Annotated in this window: 26 protein-coding genes and 1 pseudogene; 13 read left to right on the top strand and 14 right to left on the bottom strand. The window is 60.0% G+C overall.

Translation table 11 applies throughout. The features are described from left to right. Positions 1 to 17: 17 nt before the first annotated feature. Positions 18 to 767, bottom strand: a complete 750-nt coding sequence (locus tag EOB80_RS19215) for a Crp/Fnr family transcriptional regulator (protein ID WP_127329060.1) — start codon at positions 765 to 767, stop codon at positions 18 to 20. Between the two features lie 564 nt (positions 768 to 1,331). Here EOB80_RS19215 and EOB80_RS19225 point away from each other — a divergent pair. The 4 genes from EOB80_RS19225 to EOB80_RS19240 all read left to right on the top strand — a co-directional run bounded on the left by EOB80_RS19225 (position 1,332) and on the right by EOB80_RS19240 (position 2,751). After that, on the top strand, positions 1,332 to 1,631 hold the full coding sequence (locus EOB80_RS19225) for a PRC-barrel domain-containing protein (RefSeq protein ID WP_013531539.1): 300 nt from the start codon (positions 1,332 to 1,334) through the stop codon (positions 1,629 to 1,631). An 80-nt stretch (positions 1,632 to 1,711) separates the two neighbouring features. Continuing rightward, complete coding sequence (locus EOB80_RS19230) at positions 1,712 to 2,146, top strand: GFA family protein (RefSeq protein ID WP_127329014.1); 435 nt, start codon at positions 1,712 to 1,714, stop codon at positions 2,144 to 2,146. 80 nt (positions 2,147 to 2,226) lie between these two features. Further along, a complete protein-coding gene (locus EOB80_RS19235; protein ID WP_127320534.1) occupies positions 2,227 to 2,427 on the top strand; it encodes a KTSC domain-containing protein in 201 nt (66 codons plus the stop codon). Positions 2,428 to 2,586: 159 nt separating this feature from the next. Further along, complete coding sequence (locus EOB80_RS19240; RefSeq protein ID WP_081738679.1) at positions 2,587 to 2,751, top strand: hypothetical protein; 165 nt, start codon at positions 2,587 to 2,589, stop codon at positions 2,749 to 2,751. A gap of 63 nt (positions 2,752 to 2,814) precedes the next feature. Here EOB80_RS19240 and EOB80_RS19245 read toward each other — a convergent pair whose 3' ends face one another. The 4 genes from EOB80_RS19245 to EOB80_RS19260 form a co-directional block, all read right to left on the bottom strand. Then, positions 2,815 to 3,027, bottom strand: a complete 213-nt coding sequence (locus EOB80_RS19245) for a hypothetical protein (protein ID WP_164762662.1) — start codon at positions 3,025 to 3,027, stop codon at positions 2,815 to 2,817. A 243-nt stretch (positions 3,028 to 3,270) separates the two neighbouring features. Next, positions 3,271 to 3,438, bottom strand: coding sequence for a hypothetical protein (locus tag EOB80_RS35370; protein ID WP_245466389.1), 168 nt, complete (start codon positions 3,436 to 3,438; stop codon positions 3,271 to 3,273). A 124-nt stretch (positions 3,439 to 3,562) separates the two neighbouring features. Further along, positions 3,563 to 4,741 carry an acetate/propionate family kinase gene (locus tag EOB80_RS19255; RefSeq protein ID WP_127329015.1) on the bottom strand — a complete coding sequence of 393 codons (1,179 nt, stop codon included), beginning with the start codon at positions 4,739 to 4,741 and terminating at the stop codon, positions 3,563 to 3,565. Continuing rightward, positions 4,738 to 7,149: a phosphoketolase family protein gene (locus tag EOB80_RS19260; RefSeq protein ID WP_127329016.1), complete on the bottom strand. Its 2,412-nt coding sequence runs from the start codon at positions 7,147 to 7,149 to the stop codon at positions 4,738 to 4,740. Before EOB80_RS19260 ends, EOB80_RS19255 begins: the two co-directional genes overlap by 4 nt. A 264-nt stretch (positions 7,150 to 7,413) precedes the next feature. Here EOB80_RS19260 and EOB80_RS19265 point away from each other — a divergent pair, with 264 nt between their 5' ends. The 4 genes from EOB80_RS19265 to EOB80_RS19280 all read left to right on the top strand — a co-directional run bounded on the left by EOB80_RS19265 (position 7,414) and on the right by EOB80_RS19280 (position 10,472). Then, positions 7,414 to 9,405, top strand: a complete 1,992-nt coding sequence (locus EOB80_RS19265) for a protein-L-isoaspartate(D-aspartate) O-methyltransferase (RefSeq protein WP_127329017.1) — start codon at positions 7,414 to 7,416, stop codon at positions 9,403 to 9,405. A gap of 100 nt (positions 9,406 to 9,505) precedes the next feature. Continuing rightward, positions 9,506 to 9,712: a hypothetical protein gene (locus tag EOB80_RS19270; RefSeq protein ID WP_013531530.1), complete on the top strand. Its 207-nt coding sequence runs from the start codon at positions 9,506 to 9,508 to the stop codon at positions 9,710 to 9,712. Positions 9,713 to 9,758: 46 nt separating this feature from the next. Continuing rightward, positions 9,759 to 10,229 (top strand): YbhB/YbcL family Raf kinase inhibitor-like protein, encoded by a 471-nt coding sequence (locus EOB80_RS19275; RefSeq protein ID WP_127329018.1) that lies wholly within the window; start codon positions 9,759 to 9,761, stop codon positions 10,227 to 10,229. An 84-nt stretch (positions 10,230 to 10,313) separates the two neighbouring features. Further along, entirely contained in the window at positions 10,314 to 10,472 is a 159-nt protein-coding gene (locus tag EOB80_RS19280) for a hypothetical protein (protein WP_127268877.1), read from the top strand. Between the two features lie 95 nt (positions 10,473 to 10,567). Here the strand turns inward: EOB80_RS19280 and EOB80_RS19285 are convergent, their stop codons facing one another. Then, the gene (locus EOB80_RS19285; RefSeq protein WP_127268879.1) at positions 10,568 to 10,996 is read right to left on the bottom strand and encodes a hypothetical protein; all 429 of its coding nucleotides are present in this window, start codon (positions 10,994 to 10,996) and stop codon (positions 10,568 to 10,570) included. 191 nt (positions 10,997 to 11,187) lie between these two features. Between EOB80_RS19285 and EOB80_RS19290 the strand changes: the two genes are divergently transcribed. Beyond that, positions 11,188 to 13,089 carry a DUF4396 domain-containing protein gene (locus tag EOB80_RS19290; protein WP_127329019.1) on the top strand — a complete coding sequence of 634 codons (1,902 nt, stop codon included), beginning with the start codon at positions 11,188 to 11,190 and terminating at the stop codon, positions 13,087 to 13,089. Positions 13,090 to 13,145: 56 nt separating this feature from the next. On the opposite strand, the gene EOB80_RS19295 is transcribed toward EOB80_RS19290, so the two are convergent. Both EOB80_RS19295 and EOB80_RS19300 read right to left on the bottom strand, forming a co-directional pair. Continuing rightward, positions 13,146 to 13,304 carry a hypothetical protein gene (locus tag EOB80_RS19295; RefSeq protein ID WP_081738677.1) on the bottom strand — a complete coding sequence of 53 codons (159 nt, stop codon included), beginning with the start codon at positions 13,302 to 13,304 and terminating at the stop codon, positions 13,146 to 13,148. Positions 13,305 to 13,454: 150 nt separating this feature from the next. Further along, complete coding sequence (locus EOB80_RS19300) at positions 13,455 to 13,682, bottom strand: hypothetical protein (protein ID WP_127329020.1); 228 nt, start codon at positions 13,680 to 13,682, stop codon at positions 13,455 to 13,457. 253 nt (positions 13,683 to 13,935) lie between these two features. Between EOB80_RS19300 and EOB80_RS19305 the strand changes: the two genes are divergently transcribed. The 3 genes from EOB80_RS19305 (at position 13,936) to EOB80_RS19320 (ending at position 16,158) form a co-directional block, all read left to right on the top strand. Next, positions 13,936 to 14,331, top strand: coding sequence for a hypothetical protein (locus EOB80_RS19305; protein ID WP_127322666.1), 396 nt, complete (start codon positions 13,936 to 13,938; stop codon positions 14,329 to 14,331). Between the two features lie 52 nt (positions 14,332 to 14,383). Continuing rightward, on the top strand, positions 14,384 to 15,574 hold the full coding sequence (locus EOB80_RS19310) for an NADH-quinone oxidoreductase subunit D (protein WP_127329021.1): 1,191 nt from the start codon (positions 14,384 to 14,386) through the stop codon (positions 15,572 to 15,574). Between the two features lie 398 nt (positions 15,575 to 15,972). Continuing rightward, positions 15,973 to 16,158 (top strand): hypothetical protein, encoded by a 186-nt coding sequence (locus tag EOB80_RS19320; RefSeq protein WP_127271064.1) that lies wholly within the window; start codon positions 15,973 to 15,975, stop codon positions 16,156 to 16,158. A gap of 38 nt (positions 16,159 to 16,196) precedes the next feature. Here the strand turns inward: EOB80_RS19320 and EOB80_RS19325 are convergent, their stop codons facing one another. Together EOB80_RS19325 and EOB80_RS19330 are read right to left on the bottom strand one after the other, a co-directional pair. Then, a complete protein-coding gene (locus EOB80_RS19325; RefSeq protein WP_127271062.1) occupies positions 16,197 to 16,946 on the bottom strand; it encodes a metallophosphoesterase in 750 nt (249 codons plus the stop codon). Next, positions 16,939 to 17,748: a nucleotidyltransferase family protein gene (locus tag EOB80_RS19330; RefSeq protein WP_127329022.1), complete on the bottom strand. Its 810-nt coding sequence runs from the start codon at positions 17,746 to 17,748 to the stop codon at positions 16,939 to 16,941. Before EOB80_RS19330 ends, EOB80_RS19325 begins: the two co-directional genes overlap by 8 nt. Positions 17,749 to 18,117: 369 nt before the next feature. On the opposite strand from EOB80_RS19330, the pseudogene EOB80_RS19340 reads away from it, so the two are divergent. After that, positions 18,118 to 19,028 (top strand): annotated as a pseudogene (locus EOB80_RS19340) (agmatinase). 2 nt (positions 19,029 to 19,030) lie between these two features. Here the strand turns inward: EOB80_RS19340 and EOB80_RS19345 are convergent. From EOB80_RS19345 to EOB80_RS19360, 4 genes are read right to left on the bottom strand one after another with little or no spacing between them, the layout of a single operon-like run. Then, positions 19,031 to 19,687: a DUF1629 domain-containing protein gene (locus EOB80_RS19345; protein WP_127329024.1), complete on the bottom strand. Its 657-nt coding sequence runs from the start codon at positions 19,685 to 19,687 to the stop codon at positions 19,031 to 19,033. 57 nt (positions 19,688 to 19,744) lie between these two features. Continuing rightward, positions 19,745 to 20,407: a glutathione S-transferase family protein gene (locus EOB80_RS19350; RefSeq protein ID WP_127329025.1), complete on the bottom strand. Its 663-nt coding sequence runs from the start codon at positions 20,405 to 20,407 to the stop codon at positions 19,745 to 19,747. Between the two features lie 37 nt (positions 20,408 to 20,444). Continuing rightward, on the bottom strand, positions 20,445 to 20,927 hold the full coding sequence (locus tag EOB80_RS19355) for a hypothetical protein (RefSeq protein ID WP_127329026.1): 483 nt from the start codon (positions 20,925 to 20,927) through the stop codon (positions 20,445 to 20,447). Positions 20,928 to 20,932: 5 nt separating this feature from the next. Further along, positions 20,933 to 21,835, bottom strand: a complete 903-nt coding sequence (locus tag EOB80_RS19360; RefSeq protein WP_127271128.1) for an aldose 1-epimerase family protein — start codon at positions 21,833 to 21,835, stop codon at positions 20,933 to 20,935. Positions 21,836 to 21,941 lie beyond the last annotated feature (106 nt).

Genomic DNA, 21,941 nt, shown 5'->3' on the forward strand with positions numbered 1-21,941 from the left:
TCTGTTGGCCCCGGCGCTCAAGCGAGAGGCCGTTCCTGCCTCGCGGGATGCTTCGAACCCAAATCTCCGATAAGCCGGCGGTATTGGGTTTCGGGCGGACCGTAAGAGCCTCGCGCCAACTTCATGAGACCGTCTCGATCGCGGATCGTGATCTCTCCGCGGCGCGCGCGGATATAGCCATAACTCTCGATCATCTGGAGACCCACGGTAACCCCCGGACGCCTGACACCAAGCATGATGGACAGAAATTCATGGGTTATTATAAGCCTGTCGCCGACAGTGCGGTCGCTGCACATCAAAAGCCATCTCGCCAGCCGGACTTCCAGGCTCTGCCGTGCGTTGATCGATGCCGTATAGCTTGTCTGAACATGGAAATATTGGACATAGCGTAACAGGAATGGCCGCAATGTAGGGCTGTCCTCCAGGGCTTCGACGAAGCGGGCAGCCTCGATCCGGAGCGCCTCGCATGTCGACTGGACGTAGCAATCAAAGTTCGCCTGGTCGTCCCCCATGATCAGGGCCGAGCCGGTCATTCCTTCGAACCCGATGATTCCGACTTCCGCTTCGGTCTCTGCGGAAGTCTTGGCCACCACCGACGCCAGTCCACTTTCCAGAAAATAGACGGCTTCGATCTTCTGCCCCTCGGTCTCCAGCGGCGCGCGCAACTCCAGGAAAACGCTCGCCAGATGCGGCTTCAGCCGCGCGAAATCCTCCGCGCTCATGCGGCGAAGCAATTCGCTCTTGGCTTGCAGTATCTGGTAATCCACGAGACTCTTTTCCCTTGGGCAAGAGCACTGGGATCTCTTAGCCGGCCGCGCCCGTCGAACGAGCGGACGGTAACGAACCATAGACTTCGTCTCGCCCAGCACTAGGCGGGCCGGCGTGTTGGTATGAAACCGACAGTTACTGCTGAAAACTCGAAGGCCTTGTTGGCTGACCATCTTTCGCCAACAAACGAGCCTCCCGCAGGATAGAGGCACGATCGAACCCGAGGAGCGATATGATATCACTGCTGTTCAGCGGCGCCTGTATCCCGCGCCAGCACGGTTATCGCGACTACTGGCAGACCGGGGCGCTCGGGCGCCTTTGCCATGCAACGCCATGCCTCGTGACGGGCAAGAGCGATGGTCACTCCCAAGCGTCAGCGCCCAATTGTGCTGCTGACGATTTCCTTTTGTACGCTTCCGTACAGAGCTTTGCGAGTCAATTCGGGCCGAGGCTGATTTGAGGGTTCTTGCGTCCTTGCGTCGTCCGTCCGTCGCCCCGAAATTCTTCGGAACGATTGCCCGGCTGAGAGGTTCAAATATTCCACCCAACAGGAGTCTCGAACGATGGATCACACCAACCACGTACGCCTCACAAGCACCGAACTGACGCCAGACATTCTCGAAGACGCCACCATTTACGACGCGGATGACAACAAGGTCGGCAGCGTTTCGCACGTCCACGGCTCTGGAGCTGCCAGTCAGGTCGTCATCGATGTCGGCGGCTTTCTCGGCATAGGTGCCAAGCCGGTGGCCGTTCCCGCGAGCCAGTTGGAATTCATGCGCGATGAAGACGGCGACGTTCACGCGGTGACGAACTGGACCAAGGATCAGCTCAAGAGCATGCCCGAGCATCACGATGCATGATTTCGAGGACTTCACCTTGAACGGGAGCGGCCGCTTGGCCGCTCTCCGAACGTCCCTTGGGCGCGACAGGATGACAGACGATGCGGCGCGAGACCGGAGCCTGCTTCTGCGGAGGGATCGCCGCAGCCATGGACGGAGAGCCTTTCTGGATATGCTACGATCACGACGACGATTGCCGCCGGGCCATCGGAAGTCCGATGACAATCTGGATCGGTTACCGGCCTGAGCAATTTCAGCTTCTTAGAGGGACACCGAAGGCCTTTTCCAAAACGCCAGGCGTCACCCGCACGTTCTGCCCGGACTGTGGAAGCTCGATAGGCTATAGCGACGAAGGTCTGCCGGACGAGTTCTACGTGACGGTCGGTTTTCTTGACAAACCTGAAGGTTTTCAGCCGCAAGCCCATGCCTATTGGGATCTGAGGCTACCGTACATCGAGTTTGATGACAGCCTGCCACGCATCGACCGATATTCGAGGAAGCGCGACCCGAAGTTGGGCAACCCGCGCGACCGGTAGTCGCCGTGCAAGGCGCGAAGGCATCGGCGGAACCTGAAGATCGCTAACGGGTTATTCGGGCAGACCCGTCGGGTGCCACCATGCCATCGACCGTGATCCGAAACGCACAATACGACCCCGCCACCAGGATCCTCTCGGTCTGGTTTGTTCCGAGCGGCAAACGTTACGACTATGAGGATGTTGCTCCGGTAACTTATGCCGCTTTCACCAAAGCTTCCTCAAAAGGCCGCTTCTTCAATGAATTCATCCGAGATCGCCATCGGTACCGCCGCGTGGCGTGACAAGTTCGGACATGAGCAGACGATGCACGGAACCTGACCCGCATCGTCTCGTTGACGTCTCGTCGAAGCAAACAAGGCAATGACAATTCATCTGGATATGCTCGGATGTTCGCACCGGCAAAGATCGATCGGAACAGGCTTCAAGGGAGTTCAAGAGCCATGACGGCCAAGAAGCAGAAGACCGAAAGCAAGGACAAGAAGGCGTTGCGCTTGGCAGAGACCACCGACGTCTCACCCAAGCAGGCCAAGGAGCTTATGCAAAAGCATGGCAAGGACAGCCCCAAGGTCGAGAAAGAAGCCAGAAACTTCAAGGCGGAAGGATAGGATCCGCATTGAGGCCCGGCTTGCATGACCCCTGCAGGGGATCGGCCGCCAGGCAATTCGGGATTAAGGGGGTTCGCCGGCCTTTTCGGCCGCGAGCGCAAAGGGGAAGCGCAGCACCAGGTTGCGGTTCTCGTCAAAAATCTCGAAGGCCAATCCGGTACGTAGCGGCTTGCCATGCAGCAGCTCTTCGGCGAGGATTTCCTTCGCCGACGCCATCGCGTTTTCCTCGGCGTTCGCGAGATCAGAAAATTCCTGGCCCTCGGGATCCTCCTGCAAGCTTCCGCTCTCGTCTCGAAGGTCGAAAAAGTACCTGGACATGCCGACTGAACTCCTCATTGCGATGATGGAATCGGAAGCGCCAGCCTCAGATTTCAGTGCCTGATGTACCTGGATTGTCGAAGAGCACAGCCAGGCCATGCTCGATGGCGCAGGCCGCAATCAGATCATCGAAGGCCTTTCCCGAAAGCGGGCAACTTGGCATCACCTCCCGAATTGCGGTTCCGGCCTTGGCGGTAGAGATCACATCGTGGCGTTCTTGCGTGTCTCGACATATTGCTGGACCAGGATTTTCAGGCGCCTCACCGCAACATCGTCCGTAAACATGGATTCCTCAGCCAATGCCTGAAGTATGGCTGTCGGCGTGATCATCGTGCCGACGGTCTCGGGGTTAGCCGAGATTGCTCGCACAATATTTCCATGGGCAGTTGGTTCCCCCGACCGCTTGCTTGGTAATTTTCGTACAGGGAATGCCCTTGCCCGCGCTTTTACCGAGCCGAACCGACGCCGGGTTTCCGATGCCAATGGCGAGCCTTCAGGCTTGCATCACCTTGCGGCTGTGACGCGCAACGACACTTTCCTCATCGGTCGCAATCACGCGCACCTCCACCTTGCTCTCGGGACGACTGATGATTTCGGCGTGGATGTCGTTGGCGCGTTCTTCAAGCACCACGCCAAGCCAGGTCAATTTTTCGCATATGGCCTTGCGGATGGACGCGGACCGTTCGCCGATGCCGGCGGTGAACACGAGGCATTCAAGACCACCCATCGTGTTTGCAAGCGCTGCTGCTTCCCTCGCCGCGCGGAAGGCAAAAAGCGCCATCGCCTCTTGGGCGCGAGGATCGTTGCTCCCTTCCAGCGTCCTCATGTCGCCCGAAATACCGGATACGCCGAGCAGTCCCGACTTCTCGTAGAGCATCGTCTGCAGCTCCTCAGCCGCGATGCCTCTTTCCAGCAGGAAGTGCAACAGCACGCCGGGATCGATGGCGCCGCACCGCGTGCCCATGACGAGGCCATCCAGGGCCGAAAACCCCATCGTCGTATCGATGCTCTTGCCCTGCTGCAAAGCACAAAGGCTGGCACCATTGCCGAGATGGGCGACGATGGTGCGTTTCGCCGCAAGAGTTGGCGATATCCCGCTGAGCCGCCCGGCGATGTATTCATAGGAGAGACCGTGAAACCCGTAGCGGCGCAAGCCTTGCCCTTCATATTGGCGCGGAAGGGCGAAGCGCCGCACGAGCGGATCGATCGTCTGGTGGAAAGCGGTGTCGAAACAACCGACCTGTGGCAGGTCCGGTTGCAAGGCGGCTATCGCGCGGACCGGCGCGAGACTGCGAGGCTGATGCAGCGGAGCGAGCGGCGTCAGTCTGTCGACGGCGTCGATGATGTCTGGGGTCAGACGGACAGGTTCGATGAACTCGCTTCCTCCATGCACGATGCGATGGCCGGCGCAGAGCAGGTTCCTTTCGCCAATTTCGCCCTGCACCCAATTCAGCATCTCGCCTATGGCTGCGTCACCCGGCTTGTCGATGGCGAGCTGCCGATCGCACTGCACCGTTCCGTCGGCCGCTTTTGCGCGGAGAATGGGTGTGTCGCCCAGGTCCAATGTGCCGCGTAAAACGAGTTGCAGAGCCTGCGACGAGACAAGATCGTAAAGCGCGAACTTGATGCTGGACGAACCGGCATTCAGCGCCAGGATCGACCGACGCGTCATTGGCGCGCCTTTGCCGCGCCTTTGTCGGGCCAGCTCCATTTCTGGATTTCGGGCATATCCTCGCCGTGCTCGCGGACATAAGCCCTGTGCTTCACCAACCGGCCGTGGAGTTCGCCGGCAAGCCCTTCAGCCCTTTCGGCCAGTCCCGGCACACGTTCGATGGCGGCAAGCGCGAGGTGGTAGCGATCGAGTTCGTTGAGCACCACCATGTCGAACGGCGTCGTCGTGGTGCCCTCCTCGCGGAAGCCATGCACATGCATGTTGTCATGGTTGGCGCGACGGTAGGTCAGGCGATGAATAAGATAGGGATAGCCGTGATAGGCGAAGATTACAGGCCGTGTCTTCGTGAACAACGCATCGAAGTCTCCATCGGCGAGCCCGTGCGGATGCTCGGTGTTCGACTGCAGCGTCATCAGGTCGACAACATTGACGACACGGATTCTCAGGTCGGGGATCGCAGAGCGCAGAATGTCGGTCGCGGCCAACGTTTCCAGGGTGGGCACGTCGCCGGCGCAGGCCATGACCACATCGGGCTCCTCGCCCTGAGCAACCGTACCGGCCCATTCCCAGATGCCCGCCCCCGCCTTGCAATGCGCTTCGGCTTCTTCAATGGACAGCCATTGCGGTGCCGGCTGCTTGCCTGCGGTAATGACATTGATGCGGTTATAGGTTCTCAGGCAATGATCGGTGATCCACAGCAGGGTGTTGGCATCCGGCGGAAAATAGAGCCTTACCGTATCAGCCTTCTTGTTGGCGACCAGATCGGCAAAGCCCGGATCCTGATGGCTGAAACCATTGTGATCCTGCCGCCAGACATGCGAGGTCAAAAGGTAATTGAGCGAGGCGATCGGCTTGCGCCAGGCAAGCTCGCCGGAGGTCTTCAGCCATTTGGCATGCTGGTTGACCATCGAATCGACGATGTGGATGAAGGCCTCATAGCAGGAGAACAGGCCGTGGCGGCCGGTGAGCAGATAGCCTTCAAGCCAGCCCTGGCAGAGGTGCTCGCTGAGTACCTCCATGACACGTCCGTCACGGGAAAGATGGACGTCGTAGGGTTCAATGCGCTGCATCCAGAGCCGATCGGTAACTTCGAACACCTCGTCGAGGCGGTTGGATGACGTCTCGTCCGGCCCCATCAGGCGAAAATTCCGCGCCTCGGCATTGAGGCGGAACACCTCGCGAAGATAGCTTCCGCAAATCCGCGTCGCTTCAGCGATGACGCCTCCCGAACGAGGCACTTCCAGCGCCAGGCTTCTCCAGTCGGGAAGCACAAGATCGCGCTTCAACAGTCCGCCATTCGCGTACGGGCTTGCGCCCATGCGCTTTGTCCCTGTTGGGGCAAGTGCCGCGAGTTCTGGCAACAGGTGCCCGCTTTCATCGAACAGCTCTCCCGGTTCGTAGCTTCGCATCCAGTTTTCGAGGATCTTGCGGTGGCCCTCATTTCCGCGTGCGTTCGACACCGGCACTTGATGCGAGCGCCAGAAACCCTCAACCTTCTCGCCATCGACCTCCTTGGGACCCGTCCATCCCTTGGGGCTGCGCAGCACGATCATCGGCCATTGCGGGCGTTGACCATCCCATCCCGGAGCCCGTGCCTGTTCCTGAATGGACCGGGTGCGATCGAGCACCGTGTCGAGTGTCGCGGCCATCGACTGGTGCATGGCAAGCGGCTCGTGGCCTTCGACGAAGAACGGTTCGTAGCCATAGCCGGCGAAAAGATTTCGCAACTCCTGATCGTCCATGCGGCCGAGGATTGTCGGATTGGCGATCTTGTAGCCGTTGAGATGCAGGATCGGCAGGACGGCGCCGTCCGAGGCTGGGTTCAGGAACTTGTTGGAATGCCATGCCGCCGCGAGCGGACCGGTCTCGGCTTCACCGTCACCAACGACGCAGGCAACCACCAGATCCGGGTTGTCGAAAGCCGCACCAAAGGCGTGAACCAACGCATATCCCAATTCACCACCCTCATGGATGGAGCCTGGCGTCTCGGGCGCGGCATGGCTTGGCACGCCGCCGGGGAAGGAAAACTGCCGGAACAGTTTCCTGAGGCCGTCTTCGCCCTGCCCGATATCGGGATAGACCTCGCTATAGGTGCCCTCGAGCCAGGTGTTGGCGACCATTGCGGGGCCGCCATGGCCCGGCCCGCAGATAAACAGAGCATCGAGGTCGCGTTCGCGTATGACGCGGTTCAGATGCACGTAGAGAAAGTTCAGCCCCGGCGTCGTGCCCCAATGGCCAAGCAGCCGCGGCTTGACGTGTTCGGCCTTCAACGGTTCGCGCAACAGCGGATTGTCGAGCAGGTAGATCTGGCCGACCGAGATGTAATTCGCGGCGCGCCAGTAGCGGTCCATGAGGTCGATCCGTTCGTGGCCGATAGCCTGCGGCGTCGCGGCAGCCTTGTCGTTCATCGACATCTCCAGCTTCGGTTCGCTGGTGATAACTGGGGCATCTTTGCGCTTGAGCAACCCCTGACTGACGCCGTCCGGGACGGCGTCGCGACCCGCGCGGCCGAGAGACCGGACGCGACCTCGGCCGGGCTTGCGGCCCCTGTCCGCAAATAGGCGGGAACCTTGAAGTCCTCCGGCGGTTAGAAACTGGAATCGCGAAGGCCAGGCTCAAGGCAGGTACCGCGAAGGATAGCCTCGAAGCGTTGCACCAAAGGGAGCTAAAAGATGCTCGATCTTCCTCGTGCCCGTGATCGAATGGTCAATATCCATGTCGGCCGGCGTGGCATCCATGACCGTGAGATTCTGCTGGCAATGCGCGAAGTTCCACGCGAGGCCTTCGTCGAACCCGGCTTCGAGGAATTTGCTTACGAAGATACCCCGCTGCCGATCGCCGACGGCCAGACCATATCGCAACCCTACATTGTCGCGTTCATGATCGAGATGGCGGATGTCAAACCGGGTGACCATGTGCTCGAAATTGGCACCGGCTCGGGGTACGCGGCCGCGGTGATGAGCCGGTTGGTCGAACAGGTCTACACCATAGAGCGTCATCCCGGTTTGGCCGAAACCGCGAAGCGGCGGTTTGAAAAACTCGGCTACCAAAACATCGAGGTTCGGACAGGCGATGGCACCAAGGGCTGGCCGCAGGCGGCGCCGTTCGATGCCATCGTGGTGACAGCCAGTGGTCCCGGCGCACCGCTCGCCCTTCAGGAGCAACTCGATGTCGGCGGCAGGCTCGTCATTCCGGTCGGCGACGACCCGGATTTGCAACGTCTGCTCAAAGTCACCCGGACAGGCGCCGCAACCTATAGCGAGGAGGATTTCGGCGGCGTGCGCTTCGTCCCTCTGATCGGCGAGCAGGGTTGGTCGGAAAACGGCACGGCCACCGACGTTGGTCGTCCGCTTCGACATCCCCATCCGATCAGCCTGCCTGATATGATCGCGGCCGCGGCTGAACCGCTGCCCGATTTCGACGATCCGGCCTTCGGCGCATTGTTCGATCGGTTCGCCGACCGGCGCGTCGTTCTGCTTGGCGAGGCAAGCCATGGCACGTCCGAATTCTACAGGGCGCGCGCGGCGATCACCCGCAGGCTCATCGAACGCCACGGCTTTACCGTCGTCGCGGTCGAGGCGGACTGGCCCGACGCGGCGGCGATCGACCGCTATGTTCGCCATCGTCGGCCGCGAACCGGCACTGGTGCGCCATTCCAGCGATTTCCGACGTGGATGTGGCGCAACACCGATGTCGCGGCCTTCACCGACTGGATGCGCCGTCACAACGAGAAGCTAGAGCCTTCGGAGCAAGCAGGGTTCTACGGCCTCGACATCTACAATATGAGCGGTTCCATCGGCGCGGTCCTCGACTATCTCGACCGGGTCGATCCCCAGGCAGCCAAGATCGCGCGCGAACGCTATGGCTGCCTGACGCCCTGGCAACACGAACCGTCCACCTACGGCCGCGCGGTGCTCACCGCCGGCTATCAAAAATGCGAAAAAGCGGTGCTGGAACAATGCCGGGACTTGCTCGCCAAACAGCTCGAATATGCAAAAAGGGACGGCACCGACTTTCTCGACGCCAGTCAGAATGCCCGGCTGATCGCGTCCGCCGAACACTATTACCGGATCATGTACTATGGCGGCGCGGAGTCCTGGAACCTGCGCGACACGCACATGTTCGAAACGTTGGAACATTTGCTGCATGCCGGCGGCCCCAACGCCAAGGCCGTGGTGTGGGCGCACAATTCCCATATCGGCGATGCCCGCTTTACCGAGATGGGCGTCGTCAGGGACGAACTGAACATCGGCCAGCTCTGCCGGCAGCGTTTCGGGGATGAGGCAGCGCTGATCGGTATGGGCACGCATTCCGGCACTGTAGCGGCCGCCAGCGACTGGGACGGCAAAATGGAGGTGAAGCAAATCCGCGCGTCGCACGCCGACAGCTACGAACGGCTTTGCCACGATTCCCTTGTGTCGCGGTTCCTGCTCGACCTCGGGCGCGACACAACGCTGCGTGAGCGGCTGCTGGAACGCAGGCTGGAGCGATTCATCGGGGTGATCTACCGGCCGGAAACCGAGCTGGGTAGCCACTATGCGGACGCTTCCCTGCCCCGGCAGTTCGACGCGTTCCTATGGTTCGACAAAACCGCGGCAGTGACGCCGCTTGGCCCGGAGCATGCAAGAACCGGCGTTCCCGACACCTACCCCTTCGGGCTTTAGCCGGCGCGCGGCGAACCAATGAAGAAGCTGAGGCGTGGAACCGGAACGAACTATCCGGTCTGCGATTCAAAACTGCAATCCCCGTCGAAGGAGTTTTCTCATGACCGGAACCAAACATCCGAAATGGAAGAAACCGAGCGATGCCGACTTGGCGAACAATCCCGGTATCGGGACTTCCAAGGGAACGATCAAGGAAGGGGAAGAGTTCGAGCTTGAAGGCGAGAACACGGTCGAAGGTGACGTCGAAAACGACACGACCGCCGCTGGCGGGATCGATCCAAGACAAAAAATGCGGACCAACAAATAGCTGCCCTGCGCGTCGCTGCGATCAACTTCGCCGGAAGGAGTGAACCATGCCACTTGCCCTTAGCAGTGCCGCCTTTGCCGAAGGCGGACAAATTCCCGAAAGATACACACGAGACGGCAAAAACGTATCGCCGCCGCTGAAATGGTCTGGAGTGCCGGACGAAGCAAAGAGCCTCGTTCTCGTCGTTCAGGATCCTGACGCGCCGAGCGGAACGTTTGGTCATTGGGCGGTGTTCAACATCTCCCCGGACACGAGGGAACTTCCCGAGGCCGAAAGCGGCAAGCCGGGTCCGGGCGCCCTCAGGCAAGCAACGAATGATTTTGGCAACGCCTATTACGACGGCCCTGAACCGCCGATCGGACATGGCGTTCACCATTACCATTTCCGGCTGGCCGCGCTCGACACGCCGAGCCTTGCCATTCCAGCCAGCGTGGGCATCGAGCGCATCTGGCGGGAGGCGCAGAAACATTCGCTTGAGCAGGCTGAACTCATCGGAACCTACGAACGCAATTCGTAAGTTAATGACCAGGGGCGACCGAGGTGGCCTGCTGCACGGAACGGTTCTCCTCCTCGCCGGTTGTCTGGGAAAGGAGATGCCGCCATGTTTGGAGATATCATGTGGTTGGTCGTCGTTGCCGGCGGCCCATTGCTGCTGATCGTGCTGATGGCCTATGCGGTTATCGCACGCCGTCGGCGTGGACCCGCCGAACAACGGGAGAGCGACCGGGCGACCAACCGGCTGTACCAGGACAAGCGTTGATCCGCGTCGGCAAGACATTCCGATTGGCAAGACATCCAATCGGCAAGACAGGGGATCGTATGCCGCACCGAAGCGACGACGATCCCCAACTACGGTCAGCGCATTATCCTTTGCCGCAACCACGCAAAGAACCTGCCGCTGATGGCTGAGCGGACCCGCGTCGCAGCCCAGCGCGCTTTCATGGTTGAGCCGACGTGGCAATCGCAGACGATGTCGTGCAGCTGCCAGTCGTTCAGCTCGAAAAAGCGCCTTGCCTCACCGTATGTGTCGTCCTTTAAACCCGATGCGCGCAGCACTGGATCCTCGAAGGCGACCGAAATTGCCGTTCCCTCGCCCCGCATCAATGAACGTGCTTCAGGGTGCAGATGTTCGGTGCCTGCAAACGCCCCAAGGCATCGCTCGGGATTACGCTCCAGCAGTTCAGCCCAGCGCTCTATGCGCTGATTTCGTGTCATGGCGGAATAAGCAGCCGACGATTCAATCTTGGCGACGGCATGCAGTTGGTCGAGTGTTTGATGTTTCATGGCCAGCTCCTGTTGAGGCAGCGAAGCGCCCACGCCTTCAAGGGAATTACCGCGCGTTAATGCTTCGACAAGAGCGCCAGGCTGGAGAATTCGACACAACCGGATTGGGCCGGCGGGATCATAAACACGCCGGCTGCGTTCATCGACGGGGGCGCTTGTGACAAGCCACTGATCCGCGACGGGATGCATCCATGTTCATCCAGCCAATCGACTATTTCCTTGCCGTCTGGTTCGCTCTTGCCGCCGCCTCGACGCTTTATGTCGGCTTCGATCAATACCGCAACAATCCCGAACCGGTGGTGATGAAATGGGGCTTCATCCTGGTGACCCTCTATATGGGTCCATTGGGGCTGCTGCTTTATGTGCTTGCAGACAAGGAGCCACGTCCAGGCGAGCATGAAGACTTCACCAGGCCGCTGTGGAAACAGGGGGTCGGCTCGACCATCCACTGCGTTGCCGGCGATGCGACCGGCATCATTCTCGCCGCAGTCATCACGGCAACGCTTGGCCTGCCGATGTGGCTCGACCTCATCGTCGAATATCTGGCGGGCTTTGCCTTCGGCCTGTTCATCTTCCAATCGCTGTTCATGAAATCGATGATGGGCGGCACCTACTGGGAGAACGTGCGCAAGAGCTTCCTGCCCGAGTTCATCTCGATGAATTTCATGATGGCCGGCATGGCGCCCGTCATGAGCTTTCTGATGATGGGACGCGACATGCGCGCCATGGAGCCGACCGAGCTTTTGTTCTGGGGCGTGATGTCGATCGGCGTCATCGCCGGCTTCACGCTCGCCTATCCGGCCAATGTCTGGCTGGTCGCGCGCGGGCTCAAGCACGGATTGATGACGCAGCGCCCGCAGGCGAACGAAACGAGCAGTGGAGAGCCGACCGCCCACCAACAGCACGCTACGCATCACCCCAACGCCGGCGACGATCGACGAAGCCGCAACACCTCCCATAAGTCCAAACGCAGCGGCCATCAGATGGAGACGGACGCTACGACGCCGCAGATTGCGGCCCTCGGTATTGTGTCGGTGTTGGCGTTGGCGATCGGCATGGCCGCGCCGGCGAACTGGCTGAACCTGACGCTTTCGGCGCGTGACGTCGGCGGCGCGATCATGCCGCAAGGCATGATCATGGGTCGCGACACGCCGGCGGAATCCCTGCGTGACATGGCTGCAACCGATCCGCGTCGCGTTACCTCGTCCTATGGTCTTGCCGCCAAGGGCGACCAGGAACTGCCATTCCGTCTAGAGAACGGCGTCAAGGTATTCGAACTCAGACCATCGGTGGTCCGCTGGCAGATCCTGCCCAACGTCGCGGTCGACGCCTATGCCTACAATGGCCAGATTCCCGGTCCGCGCATCCACATTCGCCAGGGCGATAAGGTTCGCATCGACCTCACCAACGACCTGCCCGAGGAAACCACGGTGCATTGGCACGGCATGATCCTGCCGAACCAGATGGATGGGCCTGCCGAGATCACCCAGCCGCCGATCGAGCCTGGACAATCCTATTCCTATGCGTTCACCGCGACCCAGCACGGGACCTATTTCTATCATCCGCATGCCAAGCCGGACCGCACCCAGGCGCTGGGGCTTTATGGGGCGCTGATTATCGATCCCGCCAATCCTGCCGACGAGGTTCCGGCTGACCACGACTATGTCATCGAACTTCAGGAATGGCTGGTGCGCGATGGGCTGACTTATCCGTCGATGCCCATGGAAGGCGGCATGCCGAACTTCTTCACCATCAACGGCAAAGCCTATCCCGCAACCGACACCATTCCTATGAAGGTGGGCGAGACGCTGAAGGTGCGTTTCATCGGCACCAACAACGGCTTCGTCCATCCAATGCATATCCATGGCGGACCCTTCGAGGTCGTCGCCCGTGACGGTGAGACGCTTTCTCCCTCGGCACGCTTCCTAGCTGATACCATCAATGTCGGACCGGGACAGCGCTATGACGTCGTGTGGAAGGCGCTGCGTCCCGGCAAGTGGCTGATTCACTGCCACATCCCGCATCACACGACGAACAACAATGTCGAGGAGAAGGGCGGCGGCGGGCTGATGGTGGTCATCGAGGTCGGCTAGATCTGCCAACCCCTTGCGAATTTGCCGATGTCATCTGGAGGCCGCGTCGTTGCGCGCTACTTCTTGATAATGGTTCCGTTGCGCAAGTCGAATGCCTCGGTACCGCGAGCCTGGCGGTAGAAATCGTCCTGCAATTCGCCCCACTCGCCGAGAAAGGCGCCGCAATTGCTGCAATGGATTGGCGTCGATTCCTTGGCGTTGTCGGGAATGTCCATTTGGATAGTCCCACAAGCCTTGCAATCGAGTTTGTCGTCCAGCCGTCGTCCCATTTCCCAATGATTGCGCATTTTCGGCCATGAGCCAATTGTCGATTTCGTACCAAATCGCTTCAACCACCGGTGAGTCCTCCAGCCATGGCTCATCGGTCAATCGCGAGAGTCAAAAAGGACGGCCAGCCCCAGTTCCCGTGCCAGCTCGACGATCGTCTCCATCAACTCATCGTCTGTATCCTGCAAATAAGGTGCGTTCCTGCGAGCGGCCTCTATCGCCGCTTTGACCGAAACGATGTCGCCGTATCGCGCACTTCGAAGCTCCTCTGCCAGAAATGCCTTGGCGGTACCGACAGGTCTTATTGCCCATCTGGCGATGCTCATGCGGCTCCCTCCCATGGTCACCTCTGTTTCATTTTGATCCTGTCCAAGGTGCAGATCAATCGATGGTACGATTCCGTACGCAACCGCTCAGCCGTTTGGGAGACAGCCATATGACGTCGTCTTGGCCATGGTTCGTTCGGCGTCTCCCAGGGTGGGTGGACGCGAAATTGCCCAGTGTGACCAGCCCCGCGGGAACCATCGCTCAGCATGGGGGTTTCTTCAAAATCTCCCTCGAAGGATGCAAGGAGCGACCATGCGCATGTTGACGATAGCTGTCGCACTTTCCGGGGCGGTCATCATTCAGCCCGTCTACGCCCAAACTGTTGGACCGCAGCTTCCCCAGGTGACGCCACCGCAGGGCGAAGTGCAACCGGAGCAGGCGCTGCCAGATCCAGGCTCTGCTGATTTGAATTTCACCGGCGTTGCCATTGTCGCCGTCGAGGATCTGCCTGACGAAATCAAGGCGCAGGCGGATGCCGTGATCAATCAGACCAGCGCCGAAGATTTGCTACGCCTGCAAAACTCAGTCGATGCTTCGCCTCAAGCGACATCGGCCTTGAGGGCGAATGGGCTCAATTCCTCGCAGGTTGTCGCTGCAAACATAGATGGCGATGGCACCCTGACGCTGATCATTCAGACGACGACTTGAGGCGCCGAACCATTCGCATCACGCCTTGCCCCGACAGTCGCGGAGAGCAGCAATGGTCGAAGCCGCCGTTCGCAACTTCACCATCAATTTCGGGCCCCAGCATCCCTCGGCCCACGGTGTTCTTCGGCTGGTGCTCGAACTGGACGGCGAGATCGTCGAGCGTGCCGATCCGCATATTGGCTTACTGCATCGCGGCACCGAAAAACTCATAGAGCACAAGAACTATTTGCAAGCGCTGCCCTATTTCGACCGGCTCGACTATGTCGCGCCGATGAACCAGGAGCATGCGTTCTGCCTCGCTGCCGAAAGACTGCTCGAAATCACTGTTCCAAAGCGTGGACAACTCGTCCGTGTTCTCTTTTGCGAAATCGGCCGGCTTCTGTCGCATCTCCTCAACGTCACGACGCAGGCCATGGATATCGGCGCGCTGACGCCGCCGCTTTGGGGATTTGCGGAGCGGGAGAAGCTGATGGTTTTTTACGAGCGCGCCTCCGGCGCCCGCATGCATGCGAATTATTTCAGGATCGGCGGCGTGCACCAGGATATGCCTCCGAAGCTTCTCGACGACATCTGGGCTTTCTGCGATCCGTTCCTCAAAGTCTGTGACAACCTCGACGAATTGCTCACCGGCAGCCGTATCTTCAAGCAGCGCAATGTCGATGTGGGCGTGATCGGGCTGGAGGATGCCTGGGCCTGGGGATTTTCCGGCGTGATGGTGCGCGGATCGGGCGCCGCATGGGATTTGCGCAAGGCACAGCCATACGAATGTTACCCGGACATGGATTTCGACATTCCCGTCGGAAAGAACGGAGACTGCTATGACCGCTACCTGGTCCGCATGGAGGAGATGCGCCAATCGGTGCGGATCATGAAGCAATGCCTGGAAAAACTGCGGTCACCCGAAGGCCAGGGGCCGGTCGCGCTTCCAAACCAGAAGATCACGCCGCCGCGGCGCGCCACGATGAAACGCTCGATGGAGGCGACCATCCAGCATTTCAAACTTTATACCGAGGGGCATCGCGTGCCGGCCGGAGAAGTCTACGCCGCGGTTGAAGCGCCAAAGGGAGAATTCGGTGTTTATCTGGTTTCCGACGGGGGCAATGTCCCTTACCGGTGCAAGATACGCGCGCCATCCTTCGCCCATCTGCAGGCGATGGATTTCCTGTCTCGACGGCACATGATCGCCGACGTTGCCGCCATCATCGGATCGCTCGACATCGTGTTTGGCGAGATTGATCGTTAGCCGTCCGAAGGTGTGCTTTGCCCCGCGATAAAGAAACTCCCCTTCGTCCTACGCGTGGATGGGAGGCTCTTCATTCTCGTCGGGATTGGGCAGCGGAGTCTCGTCCGGGAGCCTTTCCGGTTCGGGTTCCTCGATCGGCTCGGGCTTCCATGTTGGAGGCGGCACGGGCACATCGCGATTTGGGTCTGGCTGTCTTGGCTGTGGCATCTAACTATCTCCGTTCAGTCGGAACAACTCGTGCGCCGTGGCATGGTTCCTGGCAGAATCCAGCGAGATCGTTACGCCCTCGGGACACGAGTATGTTGGTCCGCCCAGGTGCCGGCGCAAAAGTTGCAGATCGTTCGGAACCGGTCGGATTTTCGAGCCGTTGTCGTCGACAGGGATCAAGGAGAAGCGTGATGAAGGACAAGGAAGGAAATATCGACCATACATTGCCGCAGGTCGCCATCGACGATCAGCAGGTGCGACAACTGGCGGCCACGACCGATTTGCCGTCCAGGCAGGCTCGCGAACTGGTGCGCCGTCACGGCAACGACCCCCGGAAGCTGGAAGAGTTGGCGAAATCGATCAACGCCACCAATTGAGTCAAGGCCAATGGACACCACGGCGCATGCCGCTGGCGTCAGATTTCGAGCAAGGCGTAGGGGCGGCCGCTTGGCTTGGCCACATGCATCGCGACGTTGTAGACCTTGGCTCCGCCAGGTGTTTGACCTTCGTAAGAACCGCGATGTGCATGACCGTGCACGACAGCACTAACCTGGAATCGATCGATCGTCTCCGCCAGGCGTGAAGAGCCCAGAAATGGAAATATCTCCGGCGGTTCTCCCGCGACTGTGTCGGCAATCGGCGCGTAGTGGAGGATCACCAGCGTGCGCTTCGCCCGCACCTGGCGCATCGCATTTTCAAGTCGCATTGCCTCGTTCACGCTTTCCGCGACCATCGTCTTGATCGCCGGTTCACCGAATGAGCCGAGCATGCGTGACCCGAAGCCGCCTATGAATCCCTTCACGCCGACAAAACCCACCTCCTCGATTTCAACTGCCTGCCCGTCGAGGAGATGAACATGCGCCTGGCGCAGGATCTTCGTGACGTCTTCCACCGCACCAGACTCGTAGTCATGATTGCCGAGCACCGCCACGACCGGGATCGAGCAGTTGCGCAGATCCTCGGCCAGCATCTCCGCTTCACGAGGCTTGCCGAGATTGGTGAGATCGCCCGTGAGAACGAGAATGTCGGCTTCGCTCGATATCTCGCCGAAGAGGTCGCGATACGAGGTTTGCGCATCTTCCCGCACATGGAGATCCCCGACCGCGGCAACTTTGAGCGCGCGTGCGCCCTCCTTGGGCGCGCTGCTCTTGACGGGATCAGCCATCACGGAATTCTCCCACACCACCGACGCCGGCGAAGCCCCATTCCTTGACGTCGATTTCGTAATCGCTTTGCGAAAGCAGCCGCCCACGGCAGATCTTCATCCTTGGAGACGGCAACTGCCGTTGCTTGGCGAGGCGGTCGAGCAATTCATCGAGCAGCCACGCCGGGATATGATCGCGCTCGCTCGGATAGATCCACCTGAAATTGATAAGCTGCATCAACAGAACCTCCCAGTGAACCTCCAGATAAGAAAGCAGCCGGTGCCAATCGATCTGATCGCCCGCCTTGAGAATCGTATGAGCGATATCGGCGCCATCGTGTCGCCCTCTGTCCTGGATAAAGCATTTGGACCAGATGAGTTCGGTCGGGCCGATGATCCGCACCCTGCTGCCCAACAGCTCCGTTTGGCGGGCGTGTTCCAGCCACAGGTCGCCAACAGGCACCGTGCCGTTGGCCGAGCCGAATATGACGTCGAAGAAATGCGTGCCCTTGAACACCTTGCCGAGCCACCGGTCATCCTCGATTTCGACGGCATATCCAAGCTGCTTGAAATGGGCCAGGATCCGCGCGTAGTCGCCTGCCTTGCAGAAGATATCGAGGTCCTTGGTCTGGCGGGTGACACCCGTATAAGCGCTTACCGCGTAGGTCCCGGCGACCAGAAAGGGTATGTCGGTGGCGGTAAGCTCACGGATTGCTTCCGTGTAAAATACCTCCGCCTCGGCATTTTTGAGCGTCGGCGCCGCTTTTGCATCGATCTTGGGAAGCGAGACCAGAACGTTTTCAGGCAATGGACCATTGGTCATGAAACGATGACTCCGAATCCGGCAACCGGCAGTCGCCCGCTGTGGTAACAACGTGAACCTCGCCTGGTTCCGCTACCAGGCGACCAGCCAAGGTTCATTCTCGTCACGTACTGGAAATTTCGGGATCGCGCCTGCCGATCCAAGCCGCCCCAACGTCCTCGCCGGCAGCGTAATGTCGCCTCGAGATCGGCCCATGCCATCGCCAATGTCCCATTGGCCCAAATTTGAAACACCAGGTGGGTGATCGATCTCGATTGTTTTAGAGTTTATTGGGCTTACCCGATCGGCACACAAAGCTGAAGCCGAGGCGCTTGACTTAACCGCACCCGATGGGCCGTGCGCTAAGCCATCATCAGGATCCATCAAGGCATGACCCCCTCGCCTCCCTTTCTCGGCTTTCCAGACCGTCTCGCAGATGGTCACATGCCCCGCGCGGTGATCTTCGGGGCCGGTCACGGCAGCACTTATCCCGGCAAGGACAGCCGCGGCCATGCATTGGCGGCGGATGCAATCCGAACTGCGAGCCAGGACGATGCCGCGTTCGTCGAGCACTGGGATTTCGATCTCGGCGGCCCGCTGTTCGACGGCAAGCCGGCCTCTTGCATCGACGTCGGCGATATCTTGACCACCATGCATGACAATGCCGGCAACAGGGTCAGGATCGAGGCAAAAACGCGCGAAATCCTGTCATTGCCGGCCGTGCCGATCCTGATCGGCGGCGACTGTTCCATGACCATTCCCTTCCTCGCCGGCTTTGCGGAGCACGGGCCGGTCTGGGTCCTGCAGATCGACGCCCATATCGACTGGCGCGACGAGGTTCATGGCGAACGCCACGGCTATTCGAGCCCGATGCGCAGGGCGAGCGAGATGCCGCATGTCGCAGGCATGGTGCAAGTCGGCCTGCGCAGCGTCGGCAGCGCACGCATCACCGAGATCGAAGCGGCACGGCGCTATGGCAGCCGCTTCGTGACCGCCCGCGAGGTTCATGCTCAGGGCGTCGAAGCCGCGCTACGGCATATTCCGGAGGGCGCACGGGTCGTCGTCACCCTCGACTGCGACAGCCTCGATCCGAGCATCATGCCGGGCGTGGCGGCGCGTACACCCGGCGTCTCACCTACACGCAGGTGATCGACCTGATCGCCGGCCTCGGCAGACGGGCCCGGATCGCAGGATTCGACCTTGTCGAGTTCTATCCTCCGGCCGATATTGACGGCCTGTCAGCGCTGACCGCCGCGCGCCTTCTCGTCAATGTGGTCGGCACCGTCGTCCGGCAGGTTTGATATCAAAACCCTGCTTTTCGCCGCAGACCGGCCCAAAGGCGCGTGAGCGAGCTTGCGGTTGAAATGCCCTTTTCCACACCTGGGTACTCGATCCTGCCTTGTCCGGCCGGCTCGTCGCTCCAAACCAAGTTGAAAGCAATGCCCTTGAGCCCAAGCTCCCCGATCCGGCGTACGATCGTCTCCTGCAGATAGATATCGGATATTCGCACCCCATCGGCACGCTCGGGCAGCTTGAATATCTCGGTACCGCCGATTGCGTCCGCTCGAAGGACGAGGCTTTCGATCACCATTATGCCGCCATCGTCAAAGCGAACGATCTTCGAACGTTCCTCGTCCAGCGCATCGATCACGGTGGTGACATTGAAGAGCGATATTGGCTCGTCAGCACGAAGCGGCAGGAATTCACCGTACGGCTCGAGGGTTGGCCGAAGCAACTTCAACGCCCTCGCCCGCAGGATGAGCACATGCTCGCCAAGCCATGGAAAATCTGAATATTGCCGGAGCGTACCGTCGTCGTGTTCGCACAGGATCTCCATCCCGGGCGGATGCCATTGTGTCTGCTTCCGGCCGCAGAGCGTCGAAAACAGCTGGTAGTCGTCCGCCTGTCGAGGAAGGACCCATTCCTGTCCTTCGACCACGCTCAGGACATAGATATTCATCCGATCCCCCGCACATCATTGCCTTGGTACCTGCTGCGCGGTTCTTCGCGCGCGTTCTCACCGCTGATCCGCGACAGCCGTTTGCGGCACCGGCGGCAATTCGGGTGCATCCATCCCCTTGAAAGGGTCACGCCAGGCGCCGATGTCTTCAAGCCGACGGTACCAGCGGCTGACAGAGGAATAATCGTCGAGCGGCAATCTGGCGGCTTCGTTGAACGGCAGGAAGGTCGCCATTCGAAAATCGGCATAGGAAACCGAATTCCCGACCAGCCACTGCCGCTCGGCAAGCACGGCGTCGAGTATTGCCGCGGCCGTATGGAATTGGTTTAGGCCCTCCTCCACCCGCTTCTGATCGATCGGGCCGATGCCGTACCGCTGTTTGGTCCCACGTTCGAAATGCACCATGTCGCAAGCGAATGCGAAGTGCTCCTTGCCCCAGCTCAGCCAGCGGATCATCTCGGGTTCGTCATCGCCGGTGCGCCAGAAATCCGAATGCGCATCGCGCGAGAGCCGGCAGGCTATGGCGTCTGCCTCCCAGAGGCTTTTTCCCTCTTCTTCCGCGAGGATGGGCAGCGAGAGATTGGGATTTAACCGGCGAAATTTCTCCGCTTGCCCCGGAGCGAATGGCGAGGCGAATTCAAATTCGACTTTCGCGTCGAGGTAGCGTGCGACCGCGACCGCGAGCCGAGGGTTGGGATTGCGGCTGAAATACAGCTTCATTGGGCACCGACGGTCTGAGCGACCACGCCATAGTCGATCATGGGCGGTCTCTATGCAGCTTCGAAGCCAGCTGAGCGTCCATGTATCCTGACGGACTGGGCTCGCTTTTCATCATCGTTTTTCGCCAAGCTTCCTGCTCGGCATTTATCAGAGCCAATTCCCAAACACAGGCAACAACAGGTCTCTTTACCGTATCCATCGGTTCGGCGGCGGAATACAGCTTCCGATAGATATGCTGACAAAGCACCGAACCTTGTATCCACCAGTGAACCGAGATGGAAACACCCAGCTCGCCAGGATGAATAATCACAAAGCCCATGCCATTGTCGTCACCCTCGTCCACCACACGCGGCAGAACCTCCTGTCGCACGAATGACTGTGCCAGGGTCACCATGGGTCCGTCGACCTTCTTGTTGTCTGCGACGAGGCCATAGACTTTGAGCTTGAGACCGCCAATGTCCCATTGGCCCAAATTCGAAACACCACGTGGATGGTAGATCTCGATTGTTTCAGAATTCACTGGGCTCACTCCAATTCAGCCATTCGCGCACGACGCTGCAGCAGGCGTACCTGATAGCTCAGAACACGCTTCGCGGCAGGCTCGATCAACATCACGCTAGGCTTATCGATAAACTCACCATCGAAATCCACCGGGCTTGCAAGGCCATGCCAGGGTTCGATGCAAAGAAATGGCGCGCCGCCGGGTTTGGACCAGATACCCAATTCCTGGAATCCCTGCCACAACATCTCGATCGCGGGACCGCTCTCGGCAGCGTAGCGCACGCTGGAACTGACGGGCCGATCCATGATCACCGCGTCCTCGCCGAAGAGCCTTTCGGAGAGTGCCAGCCTTTTGCCTTCCACAGGCGTCGGTTGTGGCGCTTTCAGCAGCAGGCCGTCCTTCAGGCGGCGGATCGGCGCTTGCTCGGCGGAGGCAAAGGTCAGCTGGTAATCCGTCTTGGCCAGATCCGGAAGCAAAGGCCAATTGAACGCCGGGTGCGCCCCGATCGATGCCGGCAGCGGCTCATCGCCGGTGTTGGTGATGTCGAAGGTCACATCAAGCTGATGGCGGTCCAGCGTGTAAGTCACTGCCAGGCGAAAGGCGAAGGGGTAGTGCGCGCGGGTATCGGCATCATCGGTGAGCACCAACGTGCAGGATCGTGGTCCCCTCTGCGCCCAGGCGAACGGCTTGTCGCGCGCGAAGCCGTGCTGGGTCATCGGATAGGTCTGGCCGCGATGGCGCAGTTGGTCGCCCTTCAGCCGGCCGACGATTGGAAACAGCACCGGCGAGTGACGCCGCCATTCCGGACCGGCCTGCCACAGAAACTCTGTGCCGTCGGCATCGCGTAGGGAGACAAGTTCGGCGCCCTGCCCGACAACAGTCGCCGAGATGCCGTCACCGTGAAGCGTCAGGCTGTCCTGTTCCATGCGTCCTCGCGGCTATCTGGCGTGGCCGGCAGGCTAGCAAAAGGGGACGTGCGAACTCAAGAGCGGCAGATTTACACCGCGTCTCAGTCAGCCGCGATGAACGATC

Source organism: Mesorhizobium sp. M7A.F.Ca.MR.245.00.0.0, assembly GCF_003997415.1.
Lineage (GTDB): Bacteria > Pseudomonadota > Alphaproteobacteria > Rhizobiales > Rhizobiaceae > Mesorhizobium.